A 16,854-nucleotide genomic window follows, 5' to 3' on the forward strand; every position below is an offset into this window, starting at 1 on the left:
ATGAAAAATATCAGTACAAAAAATAAAATTCACTTTTTTAATGATGAATTTTCATCTTGTTATCCAAATGATGATACACCTATTAGCTATGATTCCAATCAACAAATATTATCAAGGTTCAAAGATGACATCTGGGATTTCACATATTATTCTCACAGACCGACTGGAAAGAAAAAAATTTACTTCGATGTTTTTGATAATTGTAATGTAAATTTGAAAAAAACAATTATTTATGAATATAAAATAATTATATATGGCTTCATTTTTTGTAACACCAATACTGCAAAATCTTCATCCATTCATACTATACTTGGAGACTATAGCATAGTAATAAAAAATTTTTTAAGATTTGCAATTGAGTGCAATACATCTTTAAATAATTTTTCAAAGAATATTTTTTTAATAAAAAAAATATTTGAATATATTTCATTTCACAAGCGTTGTAAATTTGGTCGTTTCTCTAATCTTTTCAAAAAACTATCAGCTATATCTATAGTTTTTAAAAATCATGACCTAAGTTTAAATCAAGAACAACAAAAACACTTACTAACACTAAAATCCCTTATGAGTAACGAACCATATAAGCAATTTTTAGTTATCCCATCAAGAATTTACTTTAAATTAAATTTATTTATAGATGAGATATTAAAAAATTTTGATCAACACTCAATATTTCTTCAAAAATCCCTATTAATTAAGAATATAAAAAATAAAAAATTTTATGATTTCATCAAAGAGAATAATATCTATGACTATTGTTTAAGGTACAAAATTTCAAGTTTCTTAAAATTAAGCCATCATTTTATTTACATAGCTAATTTAGCACAAATTAAATTAATTATGTTTTCTGGGATGCGACACTCTGAAGTTCTTCTTCTTCCTTTCAATTGCTATGAAAAAATAAATTTAAATAATAAAACTATCTATATTTTAAATGGATACACTAGCAAATTTACTAAATCTGGTCCAATCAAAACCTCCTGGATAACCAGCTCTCAGGTTTCCCTAGCTATTAATGTCTTACAAACAATCACTAAAGGTTATTTGAAATCTATTAATGTAGATTTAAATACTATAGATCATGACAAGGTTCCCTTAGCAACTTTTTCAGGTATGAGAAGAAAAAACCCTATTAATAGCTTTTACGATTACCCTTATATGCGTATTATTTTATTAAAAAATGCTTTAGATAATTTTAATTTTGATTCTAGAATAGATAGTAATGATTTAAAAGAGTTAAAGTTGACCACTACTGCTTTTGAATTTGAATCTTATAACTTTAAAATTGGATCTCATTTTAGGCTCTCCCCTCATCAATTTCGTCGTTCGTTAACTGTATATGCTGCACGCAGTGGCTTTGTTAAGATTCCTGCTTTGAAAGCTCAATTAAAGCATATTACTTATTGTATGACTTTTTATTATGCAAATAATGCAATGAAGACAATTAATTTATTTGATAAAGATCTGATTGAGTCATTTGTAGACGAGCAACATATAGATCAATTTATTAATTTTAAAAGTGACGTGATGAATTCAATCAGTAAACTCTATGGTGGTGAAGGTTTTCGTCTACAAACTGCAAAACAAGGGCAAATTCTTCCCCTTTTCTTGGTTGATGAAAAAACTGCACTTAACAATATACGTGATGGGAAAATGTCGTATAGGCGTACTCCTCTAGGTGGATGTTCTAGAAAAGGAAGCTGCGAAGAAATCGCTGAACTTACAATCACCCCATGTATAACATGTAAAGATGCAATATTTTCTGATCGCACAATTTCAGCGTTAAAAGTTGCTCTGAAAAATTTCAGAAATCAATTACAAAATTTAGCACCAGATAGCCTAACAGCCATTCATTTGGCAACTGAGATAAATCAAATTCAGAATTTTATTGATAATCGTACTGAAATCATTGGAGAATAATGATGATTAATGATTCTAAAAAACAATCAAAAGCAATCATTGCATATTATGCTGCTTTAGCACGTTTGAGTGATCAAGAAAGGAGAATTAGTTTTGATTCTGTAGCACTAGAAGCAGGCCGTGGCAGAGGTGCTATTAAAGGAAATACAATTGAAATAACTCAACTTAAAAATGCTATTACACTTGCAAAAGAAGATCAGGGAAAAAAATTAAAACATAGAGATTCTCAATACAAATTGACTGAATTGAATAGAGTAAAAGACAATTATAAATTTAAGTATAAAGAGCTATTAAAAATTAATAATTCTTTAATGGAACAGTTAGCATCTACAATCTTTGAGTTAGCCGAATTAAAGTTAGAAATTCAAAAATTTTCACCATCAAAAACCAACATTATTAAAATCAAAAATTTAAGATAAAATACTTTCTAAAGTTTAAACATCAAGGTATGAATAGATATATTTCTTATCCTTAATTTTTCGTTTTAAATTAATAAGTGTTAATTCATCCTCTATTACGGAAGTTAATATCCTGCTTTAAATTGAATAACTGACCTAAAAATCCAAGTAGTTATTGTATTGCAACTTTACAGGAATTAGTTATCAATCCTAAAGCATTTATTCTATGCTGTTTGATTCATTGACATACCAGCTAAGCCAATGAAACAGTCTGAATTTGCTTAGTTGGTTTATATGAGGATTCATTTAAGTCATTACGATATAAATTAATCACTGCCTAAAATTCAGACATTGGAGCTCAACACAGAATCATGTTTTGGCTCACTTATGGTAATAATTCTCTAGGATTTACTTGTAAGATATTTGCTATTTCGTAAAGTTTTAACACAGTTAGATTAACTTCCCCACGTTCAATACGTCCCATATAGCTACGATCTATGCCACATTGAAGTGCAAGGGACTCTTGAGTTATTTTTTCTTGCATTCGACGAATGCGTATTAATCGACCAATTGCAACTGATAATTCTGACATTTGAAACTAATTGCTCAAAAAACAGAAATATCAACAATTGAGGACTATATATCCACGGACTATAATCCTCTTTTGTATTTAGGACAGCCCGTCATGAGAAAAACCGTAAATTTGCCTTTATACGATGAGTTTATGGGTGTTTTTGCAAATCATGAGATCAGGAATTGGCAAGCTAAACATTTTTGGGAAAAAATGGCCTTGAGTAAACATATTAGTACAGAAGAAGATCGATGGCTGATGTATGCCGGGTTAAGAATTTTAGTAAAATGCCAATATTTAGAAGTAGATATCTCCCAGTCTACAAAAAGAGCCTTCAGCTACAAAGAGACCCAACGTTTAGATAATTTAAGAGAAAAATATAAAAAACAAAAACTTGAGACTCTATTTATTGAAAAAAAAACAGAGTTTTTATGCCAAATTCAAGACAAAGAGAACAATATAAATTTTATCAAAACACTCTTGGCTGACGATAAAACACTTGAAAAATATTTTATCGTGCATCAGCAAAAATTAGAAAATGATATCAGAAATATTAATTCCAACATTAAATTCATGGAAGATGTTTTAAATTAGGTACTACAGCAATAGGATTATTAGGTCATGATACATATCGTAAGATGAATGGACTTTATTTTTAAAAAATTAACTACGATATGTATGATCTATTTGCTATTCTTGATTAGTTAAAAATGTAAATACCATTCTCAATGAAATAGGAATCAATGTGAATACTCTTGATCTTCCTGGGTGCGATCAGACGGTATGACCCACGCTTGCTTGCATTCACTTATATTATGTATTTATCTGAGAGATACATGAGACATTTAAATATTTAATAAACTACCAAAACACAAACTAAATAAATATTATAAGTTTATGTTTTGGAGATGGATTAATTGGATGAATAGTTTGTTAAATGAAAGTAATAACACGCTGTGGCATAAATCTAGCAACAGGTAGCACTGCCCATATAGACAGTTTCTGAGACTAGAGGCCCTGAAGTGTAGCATTATTTAATGTACCATTAGCCAACTCTCATTTAACATCCAGCCATGTAAGCTGAGCAATACCAATCCCCTCAACACACAGCTCACGAACGCCTTCCACGTTACGCGCACGTCTACAGACTGCGTGATGGTTCTCTCCCCATCCATGAACTCCTACTGTGGAGCGTTAGAAAGCCTTAAGCAGCCGTGACTTGCAATATCTTCAAGAACTTCTGGCACCCCATGCTGACTAAGATAATCAGGTGATGCGCACAGTATTCTGGGATTATTTTATTTTTAGCTTTCCACTCTAATACCTGTTGTGCTTTGTATTAAAGCATTTTACTGAATTTCATCATTAGCTTTTAGTCTCTGCAATACAGACAAGATTTAATACAACAATATTGATAGATGTCATAACATCTGCTATTGCATATATATGGATATTCATATATTTTAATGTCTAATAATTGCACTAATCAAAAAAGAGTCAGCTGATAATGATTAAAATTTATCATAACCCTGCTTGTGGAACCTCCAGGAATACTTTGGCTTTGATTCGTAATACTGGAATCGAGCCAATCGTTATTGAATATCTCATTACACCGCCTAGTCATGACGAATTAGTTAAATTGATTCAGGATGCAAACTTAACAGGAAGAGATGCTATTCGTCAGAATGTAGATCCTTATCGGGATTTACAGCTTGATCGCAGTGATTTGAGCGATGAACAACTACTTAATTTTATGCTTGAACATCCTATTTTGATTAATCGACCATTTGTTGTTACTGAATTAGGCACTCGCTTAAGTCGTCCTTCAGAAGTTGTCTTGGATATTCTGCCATTACCACAAAAAGGTGCTTTCACTAAAGAAGATGGTGAACAAGTGATCGACGTAAATGGTCAGAGAGTAAATTAAAAAATTTAGTTCTTGTATGTGGTTATCTGCATATCCAAATTTATAGGTAGCAAAGATGGATCAAGTTAATTTTTTTAAATGCTTATCAGATGAAACCCGTCTCAATATTGTCACTTTAATTGCTGAGAATAAAGAACTCTGTGTTTGTGATCTGACAGAAAAGCTACAACTGAGTCAACCAAAGATTTCAAGGCATTTAGCGTTATTACGCTCTTCTGGCCTCTTACAAGACAGACGACAAAGCCAATGGGTGTACTACAGCATTAATCAACAACTTCCAGCATGGTGTTTTGAAATTCTAATTACTTTAAAGAAAACATCATCTAGTCAAGTTGTAAGCAATACCAACATGCTTTCTATAAATAGTTATTGTGAGTAATAGATTATGAAATTCCTTTTTTTGTGTACTGGAAATAGTTGTCGTAGCATTTTGTCTGAAGTGCTTTTTAACAGTCGTGCTCCTCATGACTGGAAAGCATACAGTGCAGGTAGTAAGCCATCAGGACAGGTGCATCCATTGACTATTGAAACCTTGGAAAACCTTGGTCTGTCAACAGAAGGTTTATGGAGTAAAACCATTGATGACTGTGAGCAATATCAACCTGATGTAGTGATTACTGTGTGTGATTCAGCAGCTCAAGAAGCGTGTCCTCTTTATTTGGGGGGAGCAATCAAGGCACATTGGGGCTTGGCTGATCCATCACATTTAGATTTACCTAAAGAGGAAAAATTAAAAGCTTTCCAAGTGACAGTAGACCATATTAATCGTCGTTTAGATGCTTTATTTGCACTTGATACAGCAAATATGTCTCGTCCTGAACTGATTGCTGCAATCGATCATATATCAGATATTGAATGAGAAAATCATGGCTCAACAAAGACTGTCATTTTTAGATCGTAACCTTACGCTATGGATTTTCATTGCGATGGGGTTGGGAATTGCGATAGGTGTCTTTTTACCTCAAGCTTCCATTACTTTAGACAAAATGAGTGTGGGTTCAGTCAATATTCCAATTGCGATTGGTTTGATTCTGATGATGTATCCACCATTAGCCAAAGTAGACTATGCAGCTCTGCCACAAGTGTTTAAAGACAAAAGAACATTAACTTTGTCTTTAGTACAGAACTGGATTATTGCTCCTATATTAATGTTTGCTTTAGCAATTATTTTTTTACATAGCTATCCGGAGTATATGACTGGATTAATCCTGATTGGATTGGCTCGTTGTATCGCAATGGTTTTGGTTTGGAATGGTTTAGCCTGCGGTGATAATCAATACGTAGCAGCATTGGTTGCATTCAATAGTATCTTTCAGATTTTGTTCTTTAGTACATATGCGTGGTTGTTCCTTACCTTCTTACCACCTTATTTCGGTATTGCTGGGCAAGTAATCAATGTGGATTTTTGGACAATTACCCACGCGGTATTGATTTACTTGGGTATTCCTTTTTTTCTTGGTTTCTTGACCCGTTTGATCTTAGTCAAAACCAGAGGTTTAGAGTGGTACCAAAATGTCTTTTTACCGAAGATCAGTCCATTAAGTCTGTTGGCGTTACTATTTACTATTGTTGCTATGTTTAGCCTCAAAGGTGGAGATGTAGTAAGTCTGCCTTTAGATGTGATTCGTATTGCGATTCCATTGACAATTTACTTTGTTGTCATGTTCTTCATTAGTTTCTTTATGAGTAAGTGGATGGGTAATGACTATCCAAAAACTACAGCAATCTCATTTACTGCTGCGGGTAATAATTTTGAGTTAGCACTGGCTGTAGCTATTGCAACCTTTGGTTTAGCATCACCTGTGGCATTTACTACAGTCATTGGGCCATTAGTTGAAGTACCAGTTTTGATTGCTTTGGTCAGTGTCTCTTTATGGCTAAGAAAAAAGTATTTTAAATCGGTGTAAATTTATGAATCTTCCAAATGTTGATATGAATCTTCTTGATCAACCTACTTTAGAAAAAGTTCAAGCTAAAGCGTTGGATCATGCACCGCGCATTTTATTGTTATATGGTTCGAATCGTGAACGGTCGTATAGCCGCTTAGCGGTGATGGAAGCAGGTCGAATCTTGGAAGAATTTGGTGCGGAAGTAAAAATCTTTCATCCCAAAGGATTACCTTTACCAGAAGATGCTGATACTGAGCACCCAAAAGTAAAAGAATTACATGAACTTTTAGCATGGTCAGAAGGTATGGTCTGGTGTTCACCTGAACGTCATGGCTCAATGAGTTCTATCTTTAAATCACAAATTGATTGGATCCCTCTTGCTGGGGGTGCTATCCGCGCAACTCAAGGGAAAACTTTGGCACTTATGCAAGTCAGTGGTGGCTCACAATCTTTTAATAGCGTCAACCAGATGCGTATTTTAGGGCGTTGGATGCGGATGATTACAATCCCGAATCAATCTTCAATTCCTAAAGCTTTTTTAGAATTTGAAGAAGATGGACGTATGAAAGCATCTTCTTATTATGATCGTATTGTGGATGTGATGGAAGAACTCTATAAGTTTACATTACTTACGCGTGGACAAAGCCTGTATCTAACTGATCGATATTCTGAACGTAAAGAATCTGCTGAAGAATTATCAAAACGTGTTAACCAGCGTAGTCTGTAACTTAATGGAGAGAACTAAATGCAAAGTAGATATTCACGTTTGATAATTCTCGGTTCTGGCCCGGCGGGCTATAGTGCAGCTGTCTATGCAGCACGTGCCAACCTTAAACCTACTTTAATTGCAGGTTTACAACTAGGTGGGCAGCTTACAACAACAACCGAAGTTGACAACTGGCCGGGCGATCCTGAAGGTTTAACAGGTCCTGCATTAATGGATCGGATGCAGGCACATGCTAAACGCTTTGGTACAGAACTCGTCTATGACCATATTAACGAAGTGGACTTAAACGTACGTCCTTTTGTTCTTAAAGGTGATATGGAAGAGTACACATGTGACGCTTTGATTATAGCAACTGGTGCTACGGCTCAGTACCTTGGTCTAGAGTCTGAACAGAAATTTATGGGCCAAGGCGTAAGTGCCTGTGCAACATGTGATGGTTTCTTCTACAAAAATCAAATAGTGATGGTTGTAGGTGGTGGTAACACTGCAGTTGAAGAAGCGCTTTATTTATCAAATATTGCTGCACATGTGACGCTTGTTCACCGTCGTGATTCTTTACGTTCTGAGAAGATTTTACAAGATCACTTATTTGCTAAAGAAAAAGAAGGCAAAATCAGTATTGTTTGGAACCATGAAGTTGAAGAGGTTCTTGGTGACAATACTGGCGTAACAGGTGTTCGTTTAAAATCTACGAAAGATGACAGCAAACAAGAAGTACAAGTTCAAGGCTTATTCATTGCAATTGGCCATAAACCAAATACCTCTATGTTTGAAGGTCAGCTAAACTTACGTGATGGCTATATTCAAGTACAAAGTGGTACTTCAGGTAACGCAACAGCGACTTCTGTAGCAGGCGTTTTTGCTGCTGGTGATGTTGCTGATAGTATCTATCGTCAAGCGATTACTTCAGCAGGTTCAGGCTGTATGGCTGCTCTAGATGCTGAAAAATATCTAGACAGTGCTGTCATTTACAAAGAACTATGCGACAATTTAAGCTAGAGTCAATAACTTAGATCATGTTTTACAAAGAACTATGCGACTAATTTTATAATGAACTATGCGACGGAACCAAGAATGTACAATCAATTATGCGACACAGTAAAGATCGTACCAGCCCGAAGAAAAATTGGTAATACACGCATTTTAAGAAAGAGTTTGATAGCTTTTTTATGGCTCAAACAATGCTCTATCATATTGAAGAGCCAGATGAAGCCTTATTAGATACAAAAAGATTTGAGAGCTTTATCAAATTTCTAAAGAAAAAAATTAATCCTTAATCGTTTATAGGGAATAGAATCTTTCTATCCCCAGGATTAAGAAAAACCCACTTAGACTTATTTTGGTTGAGGAGTTTGTATCAGTTTTAAATTTCGTAGATCATTTTCTTTAGTTAAATTCTGTGGAACCTCTTTCGTCTTGGTAAGAGGTTCATGAGTATGTGTGAGTAAATTTTTATCTGAATGATCATGATCCGTAACTTTACTTAACTCGCTATCATCAAGGGTATGCATAGCTTTAGTTGAAGCTGGTTTGGCCCAACTATAAGTAATCATCACAACAGATATAACTACAATAAAATTTACTTTCATCCATAAAGTCATTACTTGGTTCCTTCTTCTACTCAATACCAACTACTGTCGTGATGTAACCAGTCGTTAAAAGAATCATTAGGCCTAGAGACATTTCAAATAAAATGGCATAACCCAACTGCTTAGCAAATTTAGGATCTTGTAAGCGAGGGGTAAAATACCATTTGTTAAATGCAGCTAATAATAAAATACTTAGAACAAAAAGAATTTTAATTATAAATCCATGCCCGTAAGGAGTATTTAGTAGAGTATTGAAATCTTTAAGGAGTAACAGAGCCACACTGGCTCCACAAGCGAGTAATATCCCTACAACAAAAGCTGCAATTCGTCCAAATAGATGCATGCGTTCTTTTAAGGGTAGACCAGTAATTTTCTTACTTGTTTTCCACAATGGATAAAGTGCTCCCATCCATAAAGACATCACGAGTACATGTATTGACAATAAAAATTGAGCGAATAAAGGTAAATTCGTAACATGACCTAGCTGAGAGAAACTGTAAACTATTGGGATTAATAGTAAGACAAATATTATCCCCTCTAGTTTGGAAACCTGAATTGTCCCTTTACTAAGTTTTATGATCATAAATAATAGTAAAAGTGCAAAACTAATTGATCGAAGAATATGGGTATGCCCGATGGGAGTATTTATTAATATATTTATGTAGTTACTATCCCACATACCGGAAAGGCCTGTATTGGCAAAACTTCCTATGAGAATGAAGAAGCCTAATACGCTTGCAATTAGACCTAGCCCGGTTCCAACAGTAATGTATTTTAGAATGGTTTCCTTGATTTCAACATAACGCCCTAATAGGAAATAGCTAAAAGCTCCCCCAACAGTAAAGGCTATCCCTAAATATAAAACAACTTTAACCAGCCATGTTATATATAACCAAGTTTCAGGATTCATATTTCTCTTCCTTGTGATAGCAATATGCCAGCAAGCTGCTGGCATATTGACTATTTACGTTTTATTGTTATTTTGCCGATTTAATAGTGAAATTATATTCACCATTCATATTGTGACCATCAGTACCCATTGTGGTCCAAACCACCGTGTATTTCCCTTTATTAAGCTTAGGGACCGCTACTTCAAAAGATTTTTTTAAATCATGAGTTACTTTGTAATTTAAAGGAATGTCTTTACGTTGGGCATCAAGTAACTTGACGTTCATTAACATGACTTCTTCACCAAAGTTAAGCGTAATACTTTTTGGTTGGCTTGTGACAGAAGCATTAATAGCTGGAGTTGCACTTTCAAGTTTGACATGTGCAAATGCGCTTGAAGCAGCTATAACCATAGTCGTGCCTACTAATACATTACGTAGAGCTGACATTTTGTTTTGGAAAATTTTCATTTCATCATCCTTTTAAAACTGATACATGGCTAAGTAATGACCCAATGAAATTCATAGATTGAGTAGGCCGGTCATCACCCTTCGTAGGCTTATTATTCAAGATAGAGAGAAACGTCTTGATGACTCCAAAATTACATTTTTGTCATTTTTAGAATTGAAAACGCACAAGTGCTACACTGATTTTACGAAAATAATGGTCATTAAATATTCAAATAATGGGAAGTTTATTTCCGTTCTAAGGAAATAGTTACTTTAAAAATTAAATATGAAGGAGGTTTTTTATGGACCATCATCATGAAGATAAAAATATAAATAACACCCTTAAGGACCCCGTCTGTGGCATGGCTGTAACGGAAAAATCCGAATTTCATGAAAAAGTTAATAATAAAACTTTTTACTTTTGTAGTGAAAGATGCCACATAAAATTTAAGGGTGATCCTGCTTTTTATATTGCTAAAGTAGAAGAGGCTACTCCAGAAAAAGAACCTCAAAAGAAGATTGAGCTAAACTCAAATAATATTGATACTTCCACAATTTACACTTGTCCAATGCATCCGGAAATTCGTCAGAATCACCCTGGGAACTGTCCTATTTGTGGTATGACATTAGAACCCTTGCTTCCGAATTTAGATGAGACTGATGAAAATCCTGAACTCAAGGATTTTAAAAGAAGATTCTGGTATACCTTGCCTTTAACCATTATCGTTATTTTTTTAGCAATGTTTGGTCATCAGCTGAACTGGTTTGAGATGAAGGTACAAAGCTGGATTGAACTCATCCTCACTTTACCTATTGTTTTTTGGGCTGGGTGGCCATTTTTTGTTAGGTGCTGGCAGTCAATTTTAAATCGTAGTCCGAATATGTGGACTTTAATAGGAATAGGGACTGGAGCTGCATTTATTTATAGTGTAGTTGGGACTTTAGCCCCACACGTGTTCCCAGCCTCCTTTATCTCTATGGGGCGTGTTGCTGTATATTTTGAAGCTACTGCCGCCATTATTTCACTGACATTGTTAGGCCAAGTCTTAGAGCTAAAAGCACGATCACAGACTTCGGCTGCGATAAAATCTCTGCTTGGCCTGGCACCGAAAATCGCAAGAAAAATTCATGAAGATGGTAGAGAGGAAGATATTCCTCTATCCCATGTGCACGTTGGGGACTTACTGAGGGTGCGGCCAGGTGAAAAGGTACCTGTTGATGGAATTATTACCGAAGGTACAAGCTCGGTAGACGAATCAATGTTGACTGGGGAACCAGTCCCTATTACAAAACGTATAGGGGATCCAGTGATAGGTGCAACAATGAATATGAACGGTTCATTAGTGATGCGTTCAGAGAAAGTCGGGTCTTCAACAGTACTCTCCCAAATAGTTCAAATGGTTGCACAAGCTCAACGCTCTAAAGCCCCCATGCAACGAATGGCAGATCACGTAGCAGGATGGTTTGTTATGGCCGTTATTGCTATTGCTGTTCTTACTTTCTTTGGTTGGGGCATATTTGGACCGGAACCAAGTTGGGTTTACGGGCTAATCAATGCAGTCGCAGTTTTGATTATCGCTTGTCCATGTGCTTTAGGGTTAGCTACTCCGATGTCAATTATGGTTGCAACAGGACGAGGTGCATCAAATGGAGTGCTTTTTCGAGATGCTGCTGCAATAGAAAATTTACGTAAGATTGATACATTAATTATTGATAAAACTGGGACCTTAACAGAAGGTCGGCCATCATTTGATAAGGTCATTGCTCTTTCTGGATATGAAGAAAATGAGGTACTTCGCTTAGCTGCCAGTTTGGACCAAGGAAGTGAACATCCTTTAGCTGATGCAATTGTTCGCGCTGCCCGTGAAAGAAATCTTTCATTAACTTCCCCTGGTTCCTTTGAGTCAGGCTCGGGGATTGGTGTTAAGGGGGAGATAAATGGACAACAATTAGCTCTAGGTAATACAGCTTTAATGGAACAATTTGGAATATCAGTTGATACATTAATTCCTCAAGCTGAAGAGTTAAGAGCAGAAGGCGCAAGTGTTATGTATCTAGCTGTCGATAGCAAACTTATTGGGCTATTAGCTGTCTCTGATCCAATCAAGGAAAGTACTCCAGAAGCTGTACTTTCTTTAAAAAATTCTGGGTTAAGAATCGTAATGGCAACTGGCGATGGTTTAACTACAGCGAAATCAGTAGGTACTAAATTAGGTATTACTGAAGTTTATGGTGAGGTTAAACCCGCAGATAAATTAGATCTAGTTAATAAATTGCAAAAAGAAGGAAGAGTGGTTGCGATGGCTGGAGATGGGATCAATGATGCTCCAGCTTTAGCTCAGGCTGATATCGGGATTGCAATGGGTACAGGTACAGATGTGGCGATGAATAGTGCTCAAGTGACCTTAGTTAAAGGGGATTTGCGCGGGATAGAGATTGCTCGCTCCTTGTCAGAGGCGACTATTAAAAATATGAAGCAAAATCTAATGTTTGCATTCCTTTATAATGCATTAGGCATTCCTTTAGCTGCGGGAATCTTATACCCGTTCACTGGCTGGCTGCTCTCTCCTATGATTGCAGCCTTGGCAATGAGTCTAAGTTCTGCATCGGTCATTGGTAATGCGTTAAGGTTACGTAGTCAAAAATAAAATTTCTGACTACTCATTAGTTTTTAGCTATTAAAAATGAGTAGTCAGTAGTTATATAATTAATTTTTAAAAATAATTTTGAAAGTTATACGGCCATTTTGATAATCTGCTTGAATTGTTGCCCCATGTACATCAAGAATCGATTTAGTAATTGCTAAACCTAAACCAGTGCCTTCTTCAACTCTCTGTCTTGATGCATCTGTACGATAAAATCGATCAAATAGCCTGTTCAATTGCTCAGAAGTTAAGGGTGAGCTTTCATTCCCAATAGTGAATATGGTGGTATCAATATTTCGTTGGAACTTAATTTTGATTATTGAATCGGTTTTGCCATATTTAATCGCATTGGATAGTAAATTACTCAGTGCGCGACGTAACATAGACGGGTCACCCTTCACATTCCCTTGTCCTATTTGTTCCAATGACATTCCTTTTTCAGCAGCGATAGCATCATAAAAGTCAAATAATGCTGAAACTTCTTTTACGAGATTAACCTCTTGTAAATTTGGTAAATGTAGACCATGTTCAGCTTTGGCTAGGAATAACATATCGGAAATCATTCGAGCTAAACGTTCGAATTCTTCCAGATTCGAAAAGAGAACTTCCTGATAAGTAGTAATATCTCGGCTCCGAGATAAACAGACTTGAGTTTGAGTCATCAAATTATTAATAGGTGTCCTTATCTCATGAGCAAGGTCAGATGAAAAATCTGAGAGTTTTTCGACTGCTGTTTCTAGGCGATCTAACATATCGTTAAAAGCGATAGCCAGTGATTTAAGTTCAGTTGGAGTATGATCGACTTCTAACCTCTCAGAAAGATGCTGAGCTGAAATACCTTCTGCGACTTTTGCCATTTTTTGAACTGGTCGTAATCCTCTCCATGCAGCAAACCAGCCTAGGAACATTAAACATATGGTCCCAATGACACCGATATATAATAGCTGGCGCCTAAAATCATTTAAAAAGTGTAGGTGCTCAGATGTGTCGATTCCAACAATAATCTGAGCTGATGGAATGCTACTGTTCCTATTAAAAGTCTTTTTATAAACTAAACCACGGTAAGTTTTATTCTTGATCTCCCATTCTATCCATGGGGCATGTTTAGACTTGACTAATGTTTGAGCCTTAATAACTGCTGGTGCTGAACTAAAAATAATTTGGCCAGTTGGACGTTCAATCTGAACAATGAGGTCATGATGTCCGACTAGAGCATCTTTTAAATATACATTTAGTTCATGCGAATTGGAGGGATTCTGCTCGAGTAGATTTTCTAAAAGTTGAATTTTACCTTCTAACTGAGTTCGATCTTGAGTTTCGAAATGATGCATTACAAGTTGATGAATGACTAATCCCATAATCATTAAAATGATAATTGTAGAAAGAGAGAAGATAAGAGCGATACGGAAACTGATCGCATTAAACAGTTTGTGAGTCATCTTCAACCTCTAGAACATATCCCATTCCACGGATGTTCTGAATTAGCTTTGGGCTAAAATTACTATCTATTTTACTTCTTAATCGCTTAATTGCGACTTCTACTACATTGGTATCACTGTCAAAATTCATATCCCATATTTGTGAGGCAATTAAAGCACGAGGGAGAATTTCTCCACGTCTACGCATAAATAACTCCATCAATGCAAACTCTTTAGCTGTAAGGTCAATACGTTGTCCAGCTCGAGTAACACGACGTTTACGAAGATCGAGTTCAAGATCTGCAATCGTAATAATGTTGCTATCTTCTTTTTGTTGGCCACGACGAAGTAATGTTTTAATTCGTGCAAGTAATTCTGCAAAAGCAAAAGGTTTAACAAGATAGTCATCCGCTCCCAGCTCTAATCCTTTTACTCTGTCCTCAATTTGATCACGAGCTGAAAGAAAAAGAATAGGCATTGTTCTTCCATTCTTCCGGATATCATTAATGATATTCCAGCCATCTAGCTTTGGTAGCATCACATCTAATATGATTAGGTCATACTCTTCAGAAAGAGCTTGATGTTTACCCGATAAACCATCCGTAACCCAGTCTGTAATATATCCGGCTTCAGAAAGACCTTGTTTTAGGTAGTCACCTGTTTTTTGTTCATCTTCAACTAATAAGATTCTCATTTATAAAAAACCCATATCACTTATTAAGATCATAATAACGTTATAAATACGCGATGCGATGTAGATTACAAAAATGTCATTTTCAGGTCACATAGATGTTCAGTGGGACCATTTAAGGTATGTACATGAAGTTAATTTTTTGGAGCAAAAAATGAAAACACTATTACGTCGTAGCTTAACAACCCTTATGTGTGTTGGAACTTTAATTGCCGGAACTCAATCTTGGGCAGCGGATGCTAAACCAGCAAATACTGTAAACACAGAGATCAAAGCAAACTCAAAAGCGCAAGAGAAATGCCAAAAACCTTGTGATATGAAGAATGAAGAAAAAACTCAGCATGATCACAGTAAGATGAGTGATATGTCTCAAATGGACCATTCTAAGATGATGAATATGGACCACTCTAAAATGGGAGATATGGATCATTCTAAAATGATGGACATGGACCATTCTAAGATGAATATGTCAAATAAATAACGAATATGATAAGTGAATGATTGGGGGGATAACGAGAATGAGAAATCTACTTTATCCCTTCATCTTTATATTAGATAGGTGAAATAAATGTCTAAAAAATTAAGTCATGTGCTTTTAATAGGAGTCGGTTTATTTTCGTCGACTTGGGTCATGGCAGCGGTTAAAGAATACGATTTAACAATTGCTGAGCAAACAGTGAATATCACTGGGAAACCCTTAAAGCGGATTACTGTGAATGGTAAATTTGTTGCCCCTCTTCTTGAGTTTGAAGAAGGTGATGACGCTATTATTCGTGTACACAATAAATTAAAAAATCAGGACTCTTCTATTCATTGGCATGGTTTAATTTTACCTGGCATTATGGATGGAGTACCGGGATTTAATCAATTTGATGGTATTGCACCAAATAAAACTTATGAATATAAATTCAAGGTTCGTCAAAATGGGACCTACTGGTATCACTCGCATAGTAAAGGTCAAGAGCAAGATGGTCTATATGGACCTTTAGTCATTTATCCAAAAAATAAAGTCCCTTTAACAGCTGGAGAAAAGGCCGATAGAGATTATGTAGTCTTACTCTCTGATTTTCATAATTCTACTAGTGGTCAGATTATGAATAACCTCAAAAAAGAGGCTGATTATTACCAAAATAGAAGAGAAACAGTTTTTGATGTTCTAAAACAGATTAAAAGGGACGGTTTAAAAGCAACATGGAAAGATCGTTCCATGTGGAATCAAATGCGAATGCTTAAGACCGATATGTCCGATGTAACAAAATATACGTTTTTGATGAATGGTAAGACTCCAGAACAAAATTGGACTGGAAATTTTAAAGCCGGAGAAAAAGTACGTCTTCGGTTCATTAATGCCTCTGCAATGTCTCTCTTTGATGTAAGAATCCCTAACCTGAAAATGACTGTAGTAAGTGCAGATGGCCAGCCAGTGAAACCTGTACCAGTTGATGAATTCAGAATAGGAACAGCTGAAACTTACGATGTCATTGTGGAGCCTAAACAAGCAAACTACCAGATAGAAGCTGAGTCTATTGATCGTAGTGGTTTTTCTGTTGGCATGTTACATGATGAAAATACTTCACCTGTCAAAAGTATTGAGATGCCAAAACCACGTCCACGTTCTTTATTGACTATGGAGGATATGGGAATGAGTCATGACATGTCTTCAATGAAAGGTATGGATCATGATATGTCTTCTATGTCTGGCGATTCAAAAGATCAGTCGATGACTGGAATGAATCATGACA

At 35.6% G+C, this 16,854-nt stretch carries 18 protein-coding genes and 1 pseudogene; 13 read left to right on the forward strand and 6 right to left on the reverse strand.

Features of this window, described 5'->3' with window-relative positions; translation table 11 throughout:
* Both F933_RS15385 and F933_RS15390 read left to right on the forward strand, forming a co-directional pair.
* On the forward strand, positions 1 to 1,920 hold the full coding sequence (locus F933_RS15385; protein ID WP_005062684.1) for a hypothetical protein: 1,920 nt from the start codon (positions 1 to 3) through the stop codon (positions 1,918 to 1,920).
* Positions 1,920 to 2,339, forward strand: a complete 420-nt coding sequence (locus F933_RS15390; protein ID WP_228127876.1) for a hypothetical protein — start codon at positions 1,920 to 1,922, stop codon at positions 2,337 to 2,339. Before F933_RS15385 ends, F933_RS15390 begins: the two co-directional genes overlap by 1 nt.
* A gap of 364 nt (positions 2,340 to 2,703) precedes the next feature.
* Here F933_RS15390 and F933_RS15395 read toward each other — a convergent pair whose 3' ends face one another.
* On the reverse strand, positions 2,704 to 2,910 hold the full coding sequence (locus tag F933_RS15395) for a helix-turn-helix domain-containing protein (protein ID WP_005062688.1): 207 nt from the start codon (positions 2,908 to 2,910) through the stop codon (positions 2,704 to 2,706).
* Positions 2,911 to 3,003: 93 nt separating this feature from the next.
* Between F933_RS15395 and F933_RS15400 the strand changes: the two genes are divergently transcribed.
* The 8 genes and pseudogenes from F933_RS15400 to F933_RS17175 all read left to right on the forward strand — a co-directional run.
* Complete coding sequence (locus tag F933_RS15400) at positions 3,004 to 3,483, forward strand: hypothetical protein (protein ID WP_005062690.1); 480 nt, start codon at positions 3,004 to 3,006, stop codon at positions 3,481 to 3,483.
* Between the two features lie 913 nt (positions 3,484 to 4,396).
* Positions 4,397 to 4,816: an arsenate reductase (glutaredoxin) gene (arsC, locus tag F933_RS15405; RefSeq protein ID WP_005062692.1), complete on the forward strand. Its 420-nt coding sequence runs from the start codon at positions 4,397 to 4,399 to the stop codon at positions 4,814 to 4,816.
* 55 nt (positions 4,817 to 4,871) lie between these two features.
* A complete protein-coding gene (locus F933_RS15410) occupies positions 4,872 to 5,195 on the forward strand; it encodes a metalloregulator ArsR/SmtB family transcription factor (RefSeq protein WP_005062694.1) in 324 nt (107 codons plus the stop codon).
* A gap of 6 nt (positions 5,196 to 5,201) precedes the next feature.
* On the forward strand, positions 5,202 to 5,675 hold the full coding sequence (locus tag F933_RS15415) for an arsenate reductase ArsC (protein WP_005062695.1): 474 nt from the start codon (positions 5,202 to 5,204) through the stop codon (positions 5,673 to 5,675).
* 7 nt (positions 5,676 to 5,682) lie between these two features.
* Positions 5,683 to 6,723: an ACR3 family arsenite efflux transporter gene (arsB, locus tag F933_RS15420; protein ID WP_005062696.1), complete on the forward strand. Its 1,041-nt coding sequence runs from the start codon at positions 5,683 to 5,685 to the stop codon at positions 6,721 to 6,723.
* 4 nt (positions 6,724 to 6,727) lie between these two features.
* Positions 6,728 to 7,432 carry an arsenical resistance protein ArsH gene (arsH, locus tag F933_RS15425; RefSeq protein ID WP_005062697.1) on the forward strand — a complete coding sequence of 235 codons (705 nt, stop codon included), beginning with the start codon at positions 6,728 to 6,730 and terminating at the stop codon, positions 7,430 to 7,432.
* An 18-nt stretch (positions 7,433 to 7,450) separates the two neighbouring features.
* Positions 7,451 to 8,431, forward strand: a complete 981-nt coding sequence (gene trxB / locus F933_RS15430) for a thioredoxin-disulfide reductase (protein WP_005062698.1) — start codon at positions 7,451 to 7,453, stop codon at positions 8,429 to 8,431.
* A gap of 75 nt (positions 8,432 to 8,506) precedes the next feature.
* Positions 8,507 to 8,599 (forward strand): annotated as a pseudogene (locus F933_RS17175) (heteromeric transposase endonuclease subunit TnsA); the annotation flags it as partial.
* A 167-nt stretch (positions 8,600 to 8,766) separates the two neighbouring features.
* Here F933_RS17175 and F933_RS15435 read toward each other — a convergent pair.
* From F933_RS15435 to F933_RS15445, 3 genes are all read right to left on the reverse strand, one after another.
* Complete coding sequence (locus F933_RS15435) at positions 8,767 to 9,033, reverse strand: hypothetical protein (RefSeq protein WP_005062699.1); 267 nt, start codon at positions 9,031 to 9,033, stop codon at positions 8,767 to 8,769.
* 16 nt (positions 9,034 to 9,049) lie between these two features.
* Positions 9,050 to 9,931 carry a copper resistance D family protein gene (locus tag F933_RS15440; protein WP_005062700.1) on the reverse strand — a complete coding sequence of 294 codons (882 nt, stop codon included), beginning with the start codon at positions 9,929 to 9,931 and terminating at the stop codon, positions 9,050 to 9,052.
* Between the two features lie 67 nt (positions 9,932 to 9,998).
* Entirely contained in the window at positions 9,999 to 10,379 is a 381-nt protein-coding gene (locus tag F933_RS15445; RefSeq protein ID WP_005062701.1) for a copper resistance CopC family protein, read from the reverse strand.
* Between the two features lie 281 nt (positions 10,380 to 10,660).
* Here F933_RS15445 and F933_RS15450 point away from each other — a divergent pair, with 281 nt between their 5' ends.
* A complete protein-coding gene (locus tag F933_RS15450) occupies positions 10,661 to 13,006 on the forward strand; it encodes a heavy metal translocating P-type ATPase (RefSeq protein ID WP_005062702.1) in 2,346 nt (781 codons plus the stop codon).
* A gap of 59 nt (positions 13,007 to 13,065) precedes the next feature.
* On the opposite strand, the gene F933_RS15455 is transcribed toward F933_RS15450, so the two are convergent.
* Both F933_RS15455 and F933_RS15460 read right to left on the reverse strand, forming a co-directional pair.
* Positions 13,066 to 14,442, reverse strand: coding sequence for a heavy metal sensor histidine kinase (locus tag F933_RS15455; RefSeq protein WP_005062705.1), 1,377 nt, complete (start codon positions 14,440 to 14,442; stop codon positions 13,066 to 13,068).
* A complete protein-coding gene (locus tag F933_RS15460; protein WP_005062708.1) occupies positions 14,423 to 15,115 on the reverse strand; it encodes a heavy metal response regulator transcription factor in 693 nt (230 codons plus the stop codon). Before F933_RS15460 ends, F933_RS15455 begins: the two co-directional genes overlap by 20 nt.
* A 151-nt stretch (positions 15,116 to 15,266) precedes the next feature.
* On the opposite strand from F933_RS15460, the gene F933_RS15465 reads away from it, so the two are divergent.
* Both F933_RS15465 and F933_RS17455 read left to right on the forward strand, forming a co-directional pair.
* Entirely contained in the window at positions 15,267 to 15,593 is a 327-nt protein-coding gene (locus F933_RS15465) for a hypothetical protein (protein WP_005062709.1), read from the forward strand.
* An 87-nt stretch (positions 15,594 to 15,680) separates the two neighbouring features.
* Positions 15,681 to 16,854 (forward strand): multicopper oxidase domain-containing protein (locus F933_RS17455; protein WP_005062711.1); only part of this gene is annotated, 1,174 nt, incomplete at its 3' end.

This window comes from Acinetobacter beijerinckii CIP 110307 (genome assembly GCF_000369005.1).
Classification (GTDB): domain Bacteria; phylum Pseudomonadota; class Gammaproteobacteria; order Pseudomonadales; family Moraxellaceae; genus Acinetobacter; species Acinetobacter beijerinckii.